Genomic DNA, 17395 nt, shown 5'->3' with positions numbered 1-17395 from the left:
AGGTACAGCCCCTTGGCCATCCACTGCTTGAAGTTGCGCGCGCGGTACAGCTCCGTGTACAGCCACGATTGCTTGAAGGCGTCCGGGTACGCGTTGAGTTCGTCGCTCTGGCGGCCGGCCTGCACCGCGTCGAACGCGGCGTCCGCCGCCAGCATGCCGGTCTTGATCGCCGCGTGGCTGCCCTTGATCCGCGACGCATTCAGGAAGCCCGCATCGTCGCCGATCAGCGCGCCGCCCGGGAACACCGTCTTCGGCAGCGACAGCAGGCCGCCGGCCGTGATCGCCCGCGCGCCGTACGACACGCGCTTGCCGCCTTCCAGGAATGCGCGAATCGACGGATGCGTCTTGTAGCGCTGGAATTCCTCGAACGGCGACAGGTACGGGTTCGTGTAGCCGAGGCCCACCACGAAGCCGACCACGACCTGGTTGTTGTCCATGTGATACAGGAACGAGCCGCCGTACGTATCGGACTTCAGCGGCCAGCCGGCCGTGTGAATCACGAGGCCCGGCTTGTGCTTGGCCGGGTCGATCTCCCAAAGCTCCTTGATGCCGATTCCGTAGGCCTGCGGATCCGCGTTCGCGTCGAGCTTGAACTTCGAGATCAGCTGGCGGCCCAGGTGGCCGCGGCAGCCTTCGGCGAACAGCGTGTATTTCGCGTGCAGCTCCATGCCGAGCTGGAAGTTCTCGGTCGGCTCGCCGTTCTTGCCCACGCCCATGTTGCCGGTGGCGACGCCCTTCACCGAGCCGTCGTCGTTGTAGAGAATTTCCGCGGCCGGGAAGCCCGGGAAGATCTCGACGCCCAGGGCTTCCGCCTGTTGGCCGAGCCAGCGCGTGACGTTGCCCAGCGAGATCACGTAGTTGCCGTGGTTCTGGAAGTTGGCGGGCAGCGCCCAGTTCGGCGTGGTGACCGCGTTTTTCTCGGACAGGAACAGGAAGCGGTCTTCCGTCACCTCGACATCGAGCGGCGCGCCGCGTTCCTTCCAGTCGGGGAACAGTTCGTTGATCGCGCGCGGATCCATCACCGCGCCCGACAGGATGTGCGCGCCGATCTCGGAACCCTTCTCGAGCACGCACACGCCGATCTCGGTGCCTTTCTCGGCGGCCAGCTGCTTGAGCCGGATCGCCGCCGACAGCCCGGCGGGGCCGCCGCCGACGATCACGACGTCGTATTCCATCGATTCGCGCGGGCCGTACTGCGCGAGCAAGTCCTGTGTGGTCAAAATCCTGTCTCCTCCTGCGTCCCGACCGTCAGCCGGTCAGAACTGGTCTTCCGTCAACGCGAGCACGCTCTCGTTGCCCTTCGCGCCGACGATCGACGCTTCGAACGCGCCTGCCTGCACCAGCACGTGCTCCGCGTAGCATTGCGCGATCGCGATCTTCGCGTCGAAGAACGCCGGATCGCTTGCGCGGTTCGCCTGTGCCGCCACCAGTGCGCGGCCCATCTGCCAGCCGCACAGCACCACGCCCGCCAGCTTCAGGTACGGCACGCTGCCCGCGAACACCGCGTTCGGGTCCTGCTTCACGTTCGCCACCACGTAATCGACCACCGACGACAGCGCCTTCGCGCCCTTCTCCAGCTGCGCCTTCACCGATGCGGCCGCCGCGCCGTCCAGCTGACCCAGCGCCGCCACCGTCTCGCCGATCTCCGCGATCAGTGCCTTCGCCACCGCGCCGCCGTCGCGCATCGTCTTGCGGCCCACCAGGTCGTTCGCCTGGATCGCCGTCGTGCCTTCGTAGATTGCCAGGATCCGTGCATCGCGATAGTACTGCGCCGCGCCCGTTTCCTCGATGAAGCCCATCCCGCCGTGCACCTGCACGCCCAGGCTCGCCACGTCGTTCACCATCTCCGTGCTCCAGCCCTTCACCACCGGCACCAGATACTCGTAGATTGCCTGATGACGCGCCCGCGTCGCCTCGTCCGAATGGCGGTGGGCAATGTCGCTGTGCGCGGCCGCCACGTAGGCCAGCGAGCGAGCGCCTTCGGTCAGCGCGCGCATCGTGCCGAGCATGCGGCGCACGTCCGGGTGATGAATGATCGTCACCGACTGCTTCGCCGAACCGTCCACCGGGCGGCTCTGCACGCGCTCCTTCGCGAATTCCGCGGCCTTCTGGTAGGCGCGGTCGGCCACGCCGATCCCCTGCATCCCGACGCCGAAGCGCGCCGCGTTCATCATGATGAACATGTATTCGAGGCCGCGGTTTTCCTCGCCGACCAGGTAGCCGATCGCGCCGCCGTGGTCGCCATATTGCAGCACCGCCGTCGGGCTCGCCTTGATCCCGAGCTTGTGCTCGATCGACACGCAGTGCACGTCGTTGCGCGCGCCCAGCGAGCCGTCGTCGTTGACCATGAACTTCGGCACGATGAACAGCGAGATGCCCTTCACGCCTTCCGGCGCGTTCGGCGTGCGCGCCAGCACCAGGTGGACGATGTTGTCCGCCATGTCGTGCTCGCCCCACGTGATGAAGATCTTCGTGCCGAATACCTTGTACGTGCCGTCGCCCTGCGGCTCGGCGCGCGAGCGCACCAGCGCCAGGTCGGAGCCCGCCTGCGGCTCGGTCAGGTTCATCGTGCCGGTCCATTCGCCGGAGATCAGCTTCGGCACGTAACGCTGCTTCTGCTCGTCGGTGCCGGCCGTCAGCAGCGCCTCGATCGCGCCGTCGGTCAACAGCGGACACAGCGCGAACGACAGGTTCGACGCGTTCAGCATCTCGATGCACGGCGTCGCGATCAGCTTCGGCAGCCCCTGGCCGTCGTATTCGGACGGATGCTGCAGCCCCTGCCAGCCGCCTTCGACGAACTGGCGGAACGCTTCCGCGAAACCGGGCGTCGCGGTCACGACGCCGTCCTTCCAGCTGCTCGGATTGCGGTCGCCTTCGACGTTCAGCGGGGCCAGCACCTCGCCGCAGAATTTCGCGGACTCGTCGAGCACGGCCTGCGCCGTGTCGTAACCGGCATCCTCGAAGCCCGGCAACTGCGCAACGGCGTCGATGCCGGCCAGTTCCTTCAGCACGAACAGCATGTCCTTGACGGGGGCGTGATAGCTCATGGTCGATGTTCCAATCAGACGGTGTAATGGGGCGCTATGGGGCGAGATGCGGTAAAACCGGCCAGGCCCTGGCGACGACTTGAGCCATCGTAATGCTGTGGCGGTCGATTCCTATTGTCATATCCGGCCCAAGTGGTGACAAAATCGGCCACCGGATGTGGGGGCAGGGCCGGAAAAGGCCGGCCGGATGCGGGTTTGGGCGGGGGTGGGTTGGCGGTTTTGGGAGATGGGCGAGCAATCCGTGTGCCGCGTGGGGTGGCTACGTGGCTGGAAGCGGGAACACGCCCGGCGCCGGAAACGATTACGCCAGGTTCAAGGCGCCCTCAAATTCCGCTGGGCATATCAGGAAGCGAAGAAAGATCGTCCATGACGTGGGCCGACGTCGCGAACCGCCCTGAGCACGACTGGATCAGCGCCCAGGGGCCGCGCCGTACAAACGCTGAAACCATGCAGGCCCGCCGTGCCGGCTCGACATGATTGTCGAGCGGTTCACAGATGCAGGCAATCTGCGCCGGATCGAGTCCATTCCTCTCGGCGATGATGCGTTCGAAAAATCGTGCGCTCGGCTTTTCGGCCCCCCGGGGTGCGGACGACGCCACGATATCCGCCTGCACGCCGAGTGCACGGAGTGCGTGCTCCGTCTCGACGGGCTGATTCCCCGCAATGCAGACCAGCATGCCGGCTTCGCGCAACCATTGCAGGCAACGCACGACGTCGAGGGAGAGATATTCCGCGTCACCGCATGGGTGCGCCAGCTGGACTCGCGGGCAATATAGCCGCGACCGACAAGGCGATGCCTGTCGATTTCACGTTCATTTTCGTGTTCGTGAGTCACCTCATTTCGGTTGGACTACCGCGGTACAGCTCGAGCGACGACGCTTGGACCCTGCCGCCCGAAGGTGGCGCGAATCGTTTGCGGATTGCCCGATACAACCAAGCGTTGAAACAGGTTTAAACAGGCCGGCTCGGCGGAATTTCAAACATCACACGACGCACGTCATGTCCATGTATTTCCACATAGAAACCTTCGCAATGCGAATCAACCAACGGGCCATCTGAACGCCGATCAGCGATCGACCGATCGCGACAACCGCATCGCAATAGGCCGATCCCCGCCCCCCTTAGAACTTCCACAACAGATTGCCGTACAGCGCATGGTCGCTGAAGCTGCCGCCGATCTGGCCGCTATACGACAATCCCAGCGACAGGTTCTTCGTGACGGCCGCATCGACACCGACCTCAAGCACCGCGGCATCACGCGCGACCGGCACGCCGACCACGCTGAACGGCGAACCGCCGCTCGCGAACGACAGCGTCGAACCCGGCTGCGTATTGCCGAATGCATGCCGCCAGCCGACCGTGCCGAACGCCGTGACCTTGCCCTTCGTCGTGACCGCGATGTCGGTCGAAGCCCGCACGCCGAGCGTCGAGAAGCCGAGGCCGGTCGTGCTGGCGTCACCCTGCAGCGCGGCCGCGCCACCGTTCTCCTTGAAGCCGCCGGTATGCACGCTCGCGTACGCGAGTCCGACGAACGGTTCGAGTTCGACGTTGCGGATGGCCGTCGAGTAGCCGATCTCGGTGAACACCTGCGTCGCGTTCGCGTCGTAGCTGGCGGTGTCGTGGTCGGAGAAGCCGCCGAACGACGGATTGCGCTCGCTGTGCACGCGGTACCACGACTGCGCCACGCCGCCGCGCACGTTCCACGCGTCGTATCGGCCGCTGGCGTACAGCGCGATCGTCTCGCCGTTCACCTTGGCCGACTGGTTCTGGTCGGCATTGAGCAGGCTGCGCGACGCGCCGCCCGCGATACCGATGCGCCAGTGGCTGCTGACCTCCGCATCCGTACCGACGACGAAGCCGTACAGGTTGCGGTCGATCGAAGCGACGCCGTCGCCGTCGAACCGGCTATGCGAGCCGTACACCCGGCCCCACACCGCCGGCTTGTACGACTTGGCCGGCGTACAGCCGTTCTCCGAGGCCATGCGACGATCGAGCGACGCCGCGTGATCGTCCGCCGACACGGGCGCCTCGCAGCCGCACAACGCGCCGCCCGGCTGCGAACCGAGACGCGCGCGATCGAGCACCGCGTCGCGCACATAGCGGCTATCGGAGAGCAGCACGCTGCTCGTGCTCGGATACAGATCGCCGGCGAGCTGCGCGAACGCGCGGTTCGCAGTTGGCGCATCCGACGTCAGCACCGTATCGAACAGCGGATTGCCGGCGCCGAGCGTGCCGATCGCGCCGGCCACGGACTGCCCGTTCGGCGTCGTCGCCACCGACGCGAACGGCGTGCCGTTCGGTGCGAGCGACAGCAGCACCTGCGACGCGTCGTACTTGAGCGTCGGCGTCAGGAACGCGTACGTCGAGTTCACCGCGCCGAACTGCCCCTGCACGCCCGCACCCGCATTCACGATCGTGTAGGTCTTGTTCGGCTGGTATTGCCCGCTGGCCGCGACGACCTGCACCGCGCCGCCGTTGAGCGTGGCCGAGCCGGTCACGTCGAGGCTGCCGCTTTGTTGCGGCGTGGCGCCGACCTGCAGCGTCGAGCCGGGCTGGAACGTCGCATTGCCCGCCACCTTCAGCGGCTGCCCGAGCTGCGTGACCGACGCGGTGCCGCCGCCCGACACGACGAGGCCGCCGATCGTGCCCGTGCCGGTGACAGTCGCGCCGTTGCCGACGGTCACCGGCGAGCTGGCCAGCGAACCGGTGACGGCGAGGGTGCCGCCGGCCACGGTCGTCGGCCCGGACAGCGTGTTGGTGCCGCTCAGCAGTTGCGCGCCCGTGCCGGCCAGCGTCAGCGGCCCGGTGCCCGACAGCGTGCCCGCGAACGTGCCGGTGCCCGCGGTGTTGACCGTCAGCGGCGTACTGCCGAGGTTCACGTTCGAGCCCGTCGTGCCCGACAGCGTGCCGATCGCCTGCGGCGCGGCCGAGCTCGCCAGGTTCAGCGTCGCGCCGCTGCCCGCGAGGATCATCGGGCTGGTCGGCGCGAGGCTGCCTGAGCCGGAGAGCGCCAGCGTGCTGCCGCTGCCGATCGTCGTGCCGCCCGTGTACGTGTTGGCGCCGGTCAGCGTCTGCGTGCCGCCGCCCTGCACTGCGAAGCCGCCGGTGCCCGCGATCGTGCCGCCGAAGGCGCCGCCTGCCGGGCCGGCCACGGTGAGCGTGTTGCCGCCGAGATTCACGGTCGAACCGGCGGCTCCCGACAGCGCGCTCGTCGTCTGCGGGCTGCTCGCGCCGCCCACGTCGAGCGTCGCGCCGCCGCCGGCCAGCGTCACCGCGCTGCCCGACGACAGGCTGCCGTTGCCGCCGACCGCCAGCGTGCTGCCGCTGCCGATCGTCGTGCCGCCCGTGTACGAGCTCGCGCCGGTGAGCGTCGTCGTCGACGGGCCGCTGACCGCCAGATTGCCGCTGCCCGAAATCGGCCCGCTCAAGCCGAGGTTGTTGGCGCCACCGACCGTCAGCGTCGAACCCGTGCCGAGATTCACCGCGTTGCCGAGCGTCGTGCCTGCGACGCTGGTGGCGAGCGTGCCGCCGTTGCCACCGACGCTCAGCGTGCCGCTGCCGAGTGCCGTCGGCGTGCCGGCCACCAGCGTGCCGCCGCCTGTGACGCTGGTGCCGCCGGTATAGGTGTTCGCGCCGGACAGCGTCGTCGTCGCCGGGCCGCTGATCGCGAGCGTGCCGCTACCCGAGATCGCGCCGCCCAGGCCGAGGTTGTGGGTGCCGCTCACCGTCAGCGTCGAACCCGTGCCGAGGTTCACCGCGTTGGACAGTATCGTGCCCGGCGTACCCGCGGCCAGCGTGCCGCCTGCGCCACTCGCGTTCAGCGCGCCGGTGCCAAGCGCCGTATTGCTGCCCGCGATCAGCGTGCCGCCGCCCATCAGGTTCGTGCCGCCCGTGTACGTGTTCGGGCCGGACAGCGTTTCGGTGCCCGTGCCCGACAGCGTCAGGCTGCCGCCCGTGCCCGCGATCGTGCCGCCGTACGTGCCGTTGCCCGTGCCACCGAGCGTCAGCGCATTACCGCCGAGGTTCACCGTCGAACCCGATACACCCGACAGCGAACTCGTCGCTTGCGGTGTCGTCGCGCCGCTGACGTCGAACGTGGCGCCCGCACCGGCCAGGTTCAGCGGGCTGCTCGACGACAGGCTGCCGCCTGCACCGATCGCCAGCGTGCCGCTGTTGATCGTCGTCGCACCCGTGTACGTGTTGGCGCCCGTCAGCATTTCCGTCCCCGTGCCGGCCATCGTCAACCCGCCCGTGCCGCCGACCGTACCGCCGAACGCGCCGTTCCCCGAACCGCCGAGCGTCAGCGTGTTGCCGCCGAGGTTCACCGTCGAACCCGATATGCCCGACAACGGGCCCGTCGTCTGCGGTGTCGTGGCGGCGCTGAGATCGAGCGCCGCACCCGTGCCCGACAGATCGATCGCGCTGCCCGACGACAGGCTGCCGCCCGCGCCGACCGCCAGCGTGCTGCCGCCGCCGATCGTCGTGTTGCCGGTATAGGTGCTCGTGCCAGAGAGCGTCGTCGTTGACGGGCCACTGACCGCCAGATTGCCGCTGCCCGAGATTGCGCCGCCCAGGCCCAAGTTGTTCGCACCAGCCACCGTCAGCGTCGTGCCCGTGCCGAGATTGATCGCGTTCGTCAGCGTCGTGCCTGCGACGCTCATCCCGAGCGTGCCGCCCGCGCCGCTCGTGTTCAGCACACCCGTGCCGAGTGCCGACCCGTTGCCCGCGAGCAGCGTGCCGCCGCCGGTCAGGTTCGTGCCGCCCGTGTACGTGTTCGTCCCCGTCAGCGTTTCGGTGCCCGTGCCCGACAGCGTCAGGCTGCCGCCCGTACCGGCAATCGTGCCGCCATACGTGCCGCTGCCTGAACCACCGAGCGTCAGCGCATTACCGCCGAGGTTCACCGTCGAACCCGCCACGCCCGACAGCGCGCCCGTCGCTTGCGGCGTCGTGGCGGTGCTCAGATCCAGCGTGGCCCCCGCGCCCGCCAGATCGACCGCGCTGCCCGACGACAGGCTGCCGCCCGCGCCGACCGCCAGCGTGCTGCCGTTGCCGATCGTCGTGCCGCCCGTGTACGAGCTCGCGCCAGTGAGCGTCGTCGTCGACGGGCCGTTCACCGCCAGGTTGCCGCTGCCCGAGATCGCACCGCCAAGGCCCAGGTTGTTCGCCCCCCCCACCGTCAGCGTCGAACCCGCACCGAGATTCACCGCGTTGCCGAGCGTCGTGCCGGCCACGCTGGTGCCGAGCATGCCGCCCGCGCCGCTCGTGTTCAGCGCGCCCGTGCCCAGCGCCGAACCGTTGCCGGCGATCAGCGTGCCACCGCCCGTCAGGCTCGTGCCGCCCGTGTAGGTGTTCGTGCCCGTCAACGTTTCGGCGCCCGTGCCCGACAGCGTCAGGCTGCCGCCCGCACCGGCAATCGTGCCGTCATACGTGCCGCTGCCGGTACCACCCAGCGTCAGGTTGTTGCCGCCGAGGTTCACCGTCGAACCCGCCACACCCGACAGCGTGCCGGTCGTTTGCGGCGTCGTCGCACCGCTCAGGTCGAAGGTGGCGCCCGCACCCGTCAGGCTCACCGGCGTCGTCCCCGACAGGCTGCCGCCCGCGCCGATTGCGAGCGTGCCGCTGTTGATCGTCGTCGCGCCGGTGTAGGTGTTGGCGCCCGTCAGCGTTTCGGTGCCCGTGCCGGTCATCGTCACGCCGCCCGTGCCGGCGATGTTGCCCGCATAGGTGCCGCTGCCGGTGCCGCCGAGCGTCAGGTTGTTCGCACCGAGGTTCACCGTCGAACCCGCCACGCCCGAGATCGCGCCGGTCGATTGCGGCGACGCGGCGCCGCTCAGGTCGAGCGTGGCGCCGGACGTCGTCAGGTTGACCGGGCTGCTCGACGACAGGCTGCCGTTGCCGCCGATCGCCAGCGTGCCGCTGTTGATCGTCGTCGCGCCGGTGTAGGTGTTGGTGCCCGTCAGCGTTTCCGTGCCGGTACCCGACAGCGTCAATCCGCCCGTGCCGCCGATCACGCCCGCATACGTGCCACTGCCCGGGCCGCCGAGCGTCAGCGTATTGCCGCCGAGGTTCACGTTCGTGCCAGCACCGCCGGACAGCGCGCCCGTCGTCTGCGGCCAGGTGGCCGCGCTCAGGTCCAGCGCCGCGCCCGTGCCCGCCAGGTCGATCGCGCTGCCCGACGACAGGCTGCCGCCCGCCCCCACCGCCAGCGTGCTGCCGCCGCCGATCGTCGTGCTGCCCGTGTAGGTGTTCGCACCGGAGAGCGTCGTCGTCGACGGGCCCGTTACCGCCAGGTTGCCGCTGCCGGAGATCGCGCCGCCCAGGCCGAGATCGTTCGTGCCGCCGACCGTCAGCGTCGAGCCGCCGCCGAGGTTCACCGTGTTGGTCAATGTCGTGCCGGGCGTGCTCGCGGCCAGCGTGCCGCCTGCACCGCTCGTGTTCAGCGCGCCCGTGCCGAGTGCCGAACCGTTGCCCGCGATCAACGTGCCGCCGCCCGTCAGGTTCGTGCCGCCCGTGTACGTGTTCGCGCCGGTCAGCGTTTCGGTGCCCGTGCCCGACAACGTCAGGCTGCCGCCCGCACCGGCGACCGTGCCGCCGTACGTGCCGTTGCCCGTGCCGCCCAGCGTCAGGTTGTTGCCACCGAGGTTCACCGTCGAACCGGCCACGCCCGACAGCGTGCCGGTCGTCTGCGGCGTCGTCGCGCCGCTGACGTCGAACGTGGCGCCCGCACCGGCGAGATTCACCGGACTGCTGCCGGACAGGCTGCCGCCCGCGCCGATCGCCAGCGTGCCGCTGTTGATCGTCGTCGCACCCGTGTAGGTATTGGTACCCGTCAGCGTTTCCGTGCCGGTACCCGACAGTGTCAGCCCGCCCGTGCCGCCAACCGTACCGCCGAATGTGCCGCTGCCCGAACCGCCGAGCGTCAGCGTATTGCCGCCGAGGTTCACCGTCGAGCCCGATGCGCCGGACAACGCGCCCGTCGTCTGCGGCGTCGTGGCCGCGCTCACGTCCAGTGTCGAGCCCGTGCCGGTCAGGTCAATCGCGCTGCCCGACGACAGGCTGCCACCCGCCCCCACCGCCAGCGTGCTGCCGCCGCCGATCGCCGTGTTGCCGGTATAGGTGTTCGCACCCGTGAGCGTCGTCGTCGACGGGCCATTCACCGCCAGGTTGCCGCTGCCCGAGATTGCGCCGCCCAGGCCCAGGTTGTTCGCGCCGCCCACCGTCAGCGTCGATCCCGAACCGAGATTGATCGCGTTGGTCAGCGTCGTGCCCGCCACGCTGGTGCCGAGCGTGCCGCCCGCGCCGCTCGTGTTCAGCGCCCCCGTGCCAAGCGCCGAACCGTTGCCCGCGAGCAGCGTGCCGCCGCCCGTCAGGTTCGTGCCGCCCGTGTACGTGTTCGCGCCGGTCAGCGTTTCGGTGCCCGTGCCCGACAACGTGAGGCTGCCGCCCGCACCGGCAATCGTGCCGTCGTACGTGCCGCTGCCCGTGCCGCCCAGCGTCAGGTTGTTGCCACCGAGGTTCACCGTCGAACCGGCCACGCCCGACAGCGTGCCGGTCGTCTGCGGCGTCGTCGCGCCGCTGACGTCGAACGTGGCGCCCGCACCGGCGAGATTCACCGGACTGCTGCCGGACAGGCTGCCGCCCGCGCCGATCGCCAGCGTGCCGCTGTTGATCGTCGTCGCGCCGGTGTAGGTATTGGTACCCGTCAGCGTTTCCGTCCCCGTGCCCGCCATCGTCAGGCCGCCCGTGCCGCCGATCGTGCCCGCGTAACTGCCGTTGCCGGTACCTGCCAGCGTGAGCGTGTTGCCGCCGAGGTTCACGTTCGTGCCCGACACGCCGGACAGCATGCCGCTCGTCTGCGGCGTGGTCGCCGCACTGATGTCGAGCGCCGCACCTGCGCCGGTCAGGTCGAGCGCGCTGCCCGACGACAGGCTGCCGCCCGCCCCCACCGCCAGCGTGCTGCCGCCGCCGATCGTCGTGTTGCCCGTATAGGTGTTGGCGCCCGTGAGCGTCGTCGTCGACGGGCCATTCACCGCCAGGTTGCCGCTGCCCGAGATCGCACCGCCCAGGCCGAGATCGTTCGCACCGCCCACCGTCAGCGTCGAACCTGCGCCGAGATTCACCGCATTGCCGAGCGTCGTGCCGCCGACGGTCGTGCCGAGCGAGCCGCCCGCGCCCGTGACGTTCAGCGCGCCGGAACCCAGTGCGCTGCCGTTGCCGGCAATGAGCCCGCCGCCGCTCAACGTGGTGCCGCCGCCGTAGGTATTCGTGCCGGTGAGCGTCGTCGTGCCCGTGCCGGTCTGCGCGAGGCCGCCGCTGCCGGAAATCGTGCCACCCAGGCCCAAATCATTCGCGCCGTTCAGCCCGAGCGTCGCGCCCGCGCCGAGCGTGACCGCGTTGCCGAGCGTCGTGCCGCTCACGCTGGCGTTCAACGTGCCGTTGCCGGTCACGTTCAGCGCACCGGAACCGAGCGCATTATTGCTGCCCACGCTCAGTCCGCCGCTGTTCAACGTCGTCCCGCCGCTGTAGGTGTTCGAGCCGCCGAGCGTCGTCGTGCCCGAGCCGGACTGCACCACGCCGCCCGCGCCGGAAATGATGCCGTTCAGGCCGAAGCCGTTGAAGCCGCCGAGGTTCAGTGCGGCACCGGCGCCCAGATCGACCGCGTTCGCCAGCAGGAGGTTGGCGGTGCTCGCGCTGAGTGCGCCGCCGCTGCCGGTCACGCTGAGCGTGCCCGTGCCGAGCGCCGCGTTGTTGCCGACGGACAGGCCGCCGGCACTCAGCGTGGTGCCGCCCGCGTAGGTGTTGGCGCCGGAAAGCGTCGTCGTGCCACTGCCGGCTTGCGCAAGACCGCCGCCGCCCGAGATGACGCCGCTCAGGCCCAGGTCGTTCGTCCCGCCGAGCGTCAGTGCCGAACCCGCGCCGAGATTGACCGCGTTGCTCAACGTCGTGCCGGCGACGCTCGCGGCCAGCGTGCCGCCCGCGCCGCTCGTGTTCAGTGCGCCGCTGCCGAGCGCCGCCCCGTTGCCCGCGATCAGTGTTCCGCCGCCGATCAGGCTCGTGCCGCCCGTATACGTGTTCGTGCCGTTCAGCGTTTCGGTGCCCGTACCCGACAGCGTAAGGCTGCCGCCCAGGCCGCCGATCGTGCCGTCATAGGTGCCGCTGCCCGTGCCGCCGAGCGTCAGGTTGTTGCCGCCGAGATTCACCGTCGAACCCGCCACGCCGGACAGCGCGCCCGCCGTCTGCGGCAGCGCCGCGCCGCTGAGGTCGAACGTCGCACCCGCGCCGGCCAGGTTCACTGCGCCGCCCGCCGACAGGCTGCCGCCGCCGCCGATCGCCAGCGTGCCGCTGTTGATCGTCGTGCCGCCCGTGTACGTATTCGCGCCGAGCAGCGTTTCCGTGCCGGTGCCCGACATCGTCAGCCCGCCCGCGCCGCCGATGGTGCCGCCGAAGCTGGTGTTGCCGGAGCCTCCCAGCGTCAGCGTGTTGCCGCCGAGGTTCACCGCCGAGCCCGCCACGCCAGCCAGGCCGCCCGTCGTCTGCGGCAAGGTGGCGGCGCTCAGGTCGAGCGTCGCGCCTGCGCCGGCCAGATCGAACAGGCTGCCGCCCGACAGACTGCCGCCCGCCCCCACCGCAAGCGTGCTGCCGTTACCGATCGTCGTCATGCCGGTGTACGAACCCGCACCGGTGAGCGTCGTCGTCGACGGGCCGTTCACCGACAGGTTGCCGCCGCCCGAGATCGCACCGCCCAGGCCAAGATCGTTGGCGCCGCCGACCGTCAGCGTCGCGCCCGTGCCGAGATTCACCGCGTTGCCGAGCACGGTGCCGCCGACGCTCGTGCCGAGCGTGCCGCCCGCGCCCGCGACGTTCAGCGCGCCAGTACCGAGCGCCGCGCCGTTGCCGGCGATCAGCCCGCCGCTGCTCAGCGTCGTGCCGCCCGAGAAGGTATTCGCACCGAGCAGCGTCGTCGTGCCGCTGCCGGTTTGCGCGATCCCGCCGTTGCCGGAGATCACGCCGCCCAGGCTCAGATCGGCCGAGCCGTTCAGGCCGAGCGTCGCGCCTGCGCCCAGCGTCACCGCATTGCCGAGCAGGGTGCCGGCGACGTTCGTCGCAAGCGCACCGCCCGCGCCCGTCACGTTCAGCGCACCCGTGCCCAGCGCCGCGCCGTTGCCCGCGATGAGGCCGCCGCCGCTCAGCGTCGTGCCGCCCGTGTACGTGTTCGTGCCGGTGAGCGTCGTCGTGCCGGTACCGGTTTGGGCCAGGCCGCCGTTGCCGGCGATCGTGCCGCTCAGGCCCAGATCGGTCGCGCCGTTCAGCCCCAGCGTGACGCCGGCGCCGAGATTGACCGCGTTACCGAGCGTCACGCCCGGCACGCTCGCGCCGAGCGAAGCCGAGCCGTTGACGTCGAGCGCACCCAGGCCGAGCGCCGTGGCACTTCCGACGAGCAGGCTTCCACCGGTCAGTGCCGTGCCGCCCGCATACGTGTTGTTGCCCGTCAGCGCCTGCGAGCCGGTTCCCGACAGCGTCAGCCCGCCCGCCCCGCCGATGTCGCCGGCAAAGACGCCGCTGCCGCTACCGGCCAGCGTCAGGTGGTTCGCACCGAGATCGATCGCCGAACCCGCCACGCCCGACAGCGTGCCGATCGACTGCGGCGTGGTCGCCCCGGCGATGCTGAACTGCGCGCCCGCGCCCGTCAGGCTGAGCGGGCTCGACGCGGCAAGGCTGCCGCCTGCGCCGATTGCCAGCGTGCCGCTGCCGATCGTGGTGCCGCCGGTGAACGTCTCGGCCGCGGTCAGCGTCGTCGTGCCCGGGCCGCTGACATCGAGGCCGCCGCTGCCAGAGATGATCCCGCCCAGCCCGAGGTCGTGGGTACCGCCGACCGTGAGCGCCGCGCCCGCGCCGAGCTGGATCGCATTGCCGAGCACCGTGCCGCCGACGGTCGTGCCGAGCGAGCCGCCCGCGCCCGTCACGTTCAGTGCGCCCGTGCCGAGTGCGCCGCCATTGCCCGCGAGAATCCCGCCGCCACTCAGCGTCGTGCCGCCCGTATACGTGTTCGCGCCGAGCAGCGTCGTGATGCCCGATCCGACCTGCGCGATGCCGCCGCCGCCGGCGATCACGCCGCCCAGGCCGAGATCGTTCGCGCCGGTCAACGCGAGTGTCGCGCCCGCGCCGAGGTTCACCGCGTTGCCCAATGCCGTGCCGTTCACGCTCGCGCCGAGTGCGCCGCCCGCGCCGGTCACGTTCAACGCGCCGGTGCCGAGCGCCGTGTTGCTGCCGGCGAGCAGCGTGCCGGCGCTCAGGGTCGTGCCGCCGCCGAAGGTGTTCGCGCCGGACAGCGTCGTCGTCCCCGTGCCGCTCAGCACCAGACCGCCGGTGCCGTTGACCGTACCGCTCAGGCCGAGGTCGTTCGCACCGTTCAGCGTCAGCGATGCGCCGTTCAGGTTGATCGTGTTCGCGAGTGCCGCACCGGCGGCCAGATCCGCGCTCAGCGAACCGCCGAGGCCGCTTACGTTCAATGCGCCGCCGATGCCGAGCGCCGTGCCGCCGTCGACGATCAGGCTGCCGCCGCCCGTCAGGCTCGCGCCGCCGGTGAACGTGTTCGCGCCGGACAGCGTCGTCGCGCCGGTGCCGCCGAGCGCCAGACCGCCTGCTCCGGAAATCGTGCCGCCCAGGCCGAGATCGGCCGCGCCGTTCAGGCCGAGTGTCGCGCCCGCGCCGAGATTCACCGCATTGCCGAGCACCGTGCCGCTCGCGTTGGTCGCGAGCGAGCCGCCCGCGCCGACCACGTTCAGCGCACCCGCGCCCAATGCCGCGCCGTTGCCGGCGACGAGCCCGCCGCCGCCGAGCGTCGTGCCGCCCGTGAACGTGTTCGCGCCGAGCAGCGTCGTCGTGCCCGCGCCGGTTTGCGCGAGGCTGCCGCTGCCGCCGATCGTGCCGCCGAGGCTGAGGTCGGCCGCGCCGTTCAGGCCCAGCGTCGCGCCCGCGCCGAGATTCACCGCATTGCCGAGCAGCGTGCCGCTCGCGTTCGTCGCGAGCGAACCGCCCGCGCCGGTCACGTTCAGCGCGCCCGTGCCCAATGCCGCGCCGTTGCCCGCGACGAGACCGCCCGCGCCCAGCGTCGTGCCGCCCGTGAAGGTGTTCGCGCCGAGCAGCGTGGTCGTGCCGGTGCCGGTTTGCGCGAGGCTGCCGTTGCCGGCGATCGAGCCGCCCAGGCTCAAGTCCGCCGCGCCGTTCAGGCCCAGCGTCGCGCCTGCGTCGAGGTTCACCGCGTTGCCCAGCAGCGTGCCGCCGACGCTTGCGCCGAGCGAGCCGCCCGCACCGCTCACATGCAGCGCGCCCGTGCCGAGTGCGGCGCCGTTGCCCGCGACCAGCCCGCCGCCGCTCAGTGTCGTGCCGCCCGAGAAGGTATTCGCACCGAGCAGCGTGGTCGCGCCGGTGCCGGTTTGCGCCAGACCGCCATTGCCGGCGATCACGCCGCTCAGCCCGAGGTCGGCCGAGCCGTTCAGGCCGAGCGTGACGCCGGTGCCGAGATTCACCGCATTGCCGAGCACCGTGCCGCCGATGCTCGTGCCGAGCGTGCCGCCCGCGCCCGTCACGTTCAGCGTGCCGCTGCCGAGCGCCGCGCCGCTGCCGGCGACGATCCCGCCGCCGCCCGTCAGATTCGTGCCGCCCGCGAACGAATTGTTGCCGTTCAGCGTCAGCGTGCCGGTGCCGCTCGCGTTCAGCGCGCCGCCGCCGCTAATCGCGCCGGACAACGCGATCCCCGTCGCGCCGTCGACCGTCAGCCCCGCGCCGAGCGTCACGTTGTTCAGGAGGTTCACGCCGACCATGCCGGCCTCGAGCGTGCCGCCCCCGCCGACGATCGTTCCGGTGCCGAGCGCACCGCTGCCGTTGACGATCGCGGTGCCGCCGGTCAGCGACGCGTCCGATGCGGTCGATGCGCCGGTGATGTTCCACGTGCCGCCCTGGACCGCGAGATGGGTGAAATTGCCGTACGTATCGACCGCGATCGCGCCGTTCGCCGCGCTGCCGCCTGCCGTGTTCAGCTGCAGGTTGAGCGTATTGTTGCCGCCCAGGCCCGCATCGACGCCGAGCCCGACCGACGATCCGGTCATCGCATTGAACGTGTTCGACGCGCCGACGGCCCCGCCCAGCGACACGTTGCCGGTCACGGTCCCGCCGTTGGTAAACGTATTGCCGGTGCCGGCCAGGGTGCTCGGGGCCAGCACGACGGAGCCGTTGATCGCGCCGCCGCTCACGTTCGTGAAATTGACCTGTGCGCCGCCCGACGTGGTCACCACCTGCGCGGTGGGCCCGGCGGAAAAGCCGAGCAGGCCGGTCGTGCCGATCGTGCCGGCATTCGTGATGTTGGTCGTGCCGCCCGCACCGTTGTAGACGGTCAACGCCGGCCCGTTGAGCAGCGAGCTCGTCGAACCCATCATCACGCCGGTGTTCGTGTTGGTGACGTTGACGACGCTCGCGGACCCGATATTCCCGACGACGGTGCCGTTGGAGACGAGACTCAATCCGGACAGGGCCGGGTCGATCCTGCCGTTGTTGGTCAGCGTGACGCCGCTGCCCGTCAGCGACATCGCGGTCCCGCCGAACAACGGCAGCACGGAAACGGTCGCGCCCTGGGCGACCGTGACGTTGAGGCTGTTCGTGCCGTTCGCATAGCTCGTGGTCGCGCCGGTACACGTGACGGTAGGTGTGCCGGTGCAGGCGGCCAGTGCATCGGCGGGAATGACCCCGGCGCCGACCAGCGCGACCAGCATGCCGGTCGGTACGAGGAGTTTCGGACGTGCTTCCGCGCGCTTTTTATTCGAACCCATGCGCATACGCATAATCACACCTTCCCATAAAGAGAATCGACGACCAGAAATCCCTTCCACGCATTAAAAATGCGGAAGGAAAATACCGGAATGCGTTATTCGATATTTTTTTTGAAAATACCACCCCATCATCAAATCGAAGCAGATGACTCGATTGACAACTGGCGAGAATTAATCAACGGGCATTATTTAATCGGCATCTTTTACTTTTAATCCCCCTGGCCGGTAAATCTTCCACTTATTGGAAGCTGCTGTTTCACGGAGGCAAAGCACACGCTGTCCCGTCGATCGGCGTTTATGGCACCTGTGCCTGTACAGGTCAAACGACGAACGCACTGTGCTCCCTCTCCCGCGGGCGTCTCATCCTTGGTAAACGAACACTGAATGCCGGTCATCGAATTAACCTGATTGCGAATGATTCGCGTACAGGCTTTCGGGTGCTCAATATTCGATCCCTAATCCTCCTGGCGTGATCGCGAGACAAATATAGGCACGACTCGCAAACGTTTTCCATGGGGCTAA

4 protein-coding genes are annotated in these 17395 nt (G+C 69.8%); all 4 read right to left on the bottom strand.

Annotated elements, in window-relative coordinates; all coding sequences use genetic code 11:
- Positions 1-1175: NAD(P)/FAD-dependent oxidoreductase (locus B7G54_RS26200; RefSeq protein ID WP_425266523.1), on the bottom strand; the 1175-nt coding region annotated here is incomplete at its 3' end.
- An 81-nt stretch (positions 1176-1256) separates the two neighbouring features.
- Positions 1257-3047, bottom strand: coding sequence for an acyl-CoA dehydrogenase (locus tag B7G54_RS26195; protein WP_085041708.1), 1791 nt, complete (start codon positions 3045-3047; stop codon positions 1257-1259).
- Positions 3048-3370: 323 nt separating this feature from the next.
- A complete protein-coding gene (locus B7G54_RS38770) occupies positions 3371-3724 on the bottom strand; it encodes an HAD family hydrolase (protein WP_133059222.1) in 354 nt (117 codons plus the stop codon).
- A gap of 444 nt (positions 3725-4168) precedes the next feature.
- On the bottom strand, positions 4169-16885 hold the full coding sequence (locus B7G54_RS26185) for an autotransporter-associated beta strand repeat-containing protein (protein ID WP_085041706.1): 12717 nt from the start codon (positions 16883-16885) through the stop codon (positions 4169-4171).
- Positions 16886-17395 lie beyond the last annotated feature (510 nt).

The sequence above is a fragment of the Burkholderia puraquae genome (assembly GCF_002099195.1).
GTDB classification, from domain to species: Bacteria; Pseudomonadota; Gammaproteobacteria; order Burkholderiales; family Burkholderiaceae; genus Burkholderia; species Burkholderia puraquae.
The sequence above is the reverse complement of the archived record's forward strand: the minus strand, read 5'-3'. Positions and strand labels throughout refer to the sequence as shown.

Bases quoted from the DNA above. Each gene is read 5' to 3' on its own strand.
- B7G54_RS26185 (WP_085041706.1), bottom strand. From the start codon at position 16,885: ATGCGTATGCGCATGGGTTCGAATAAAAAGCGCGCGGAAGCACGTCCG.
- B7G54_RS26195 (WP_085041708.1), bottom strand. From the start codon at position 3,047: ATGAGCTATCACGCCCCCGTCAAGGACATGCTGTTCGTGCTGAAGGAA.
- B7G54_RS38770 (WP_133059222.1), bottom strand. From the start codon at position 3,724: ATGCTGGTCTGCATTGCGGGGAATCAGCCCGTCGAGACGGAGCACGCA.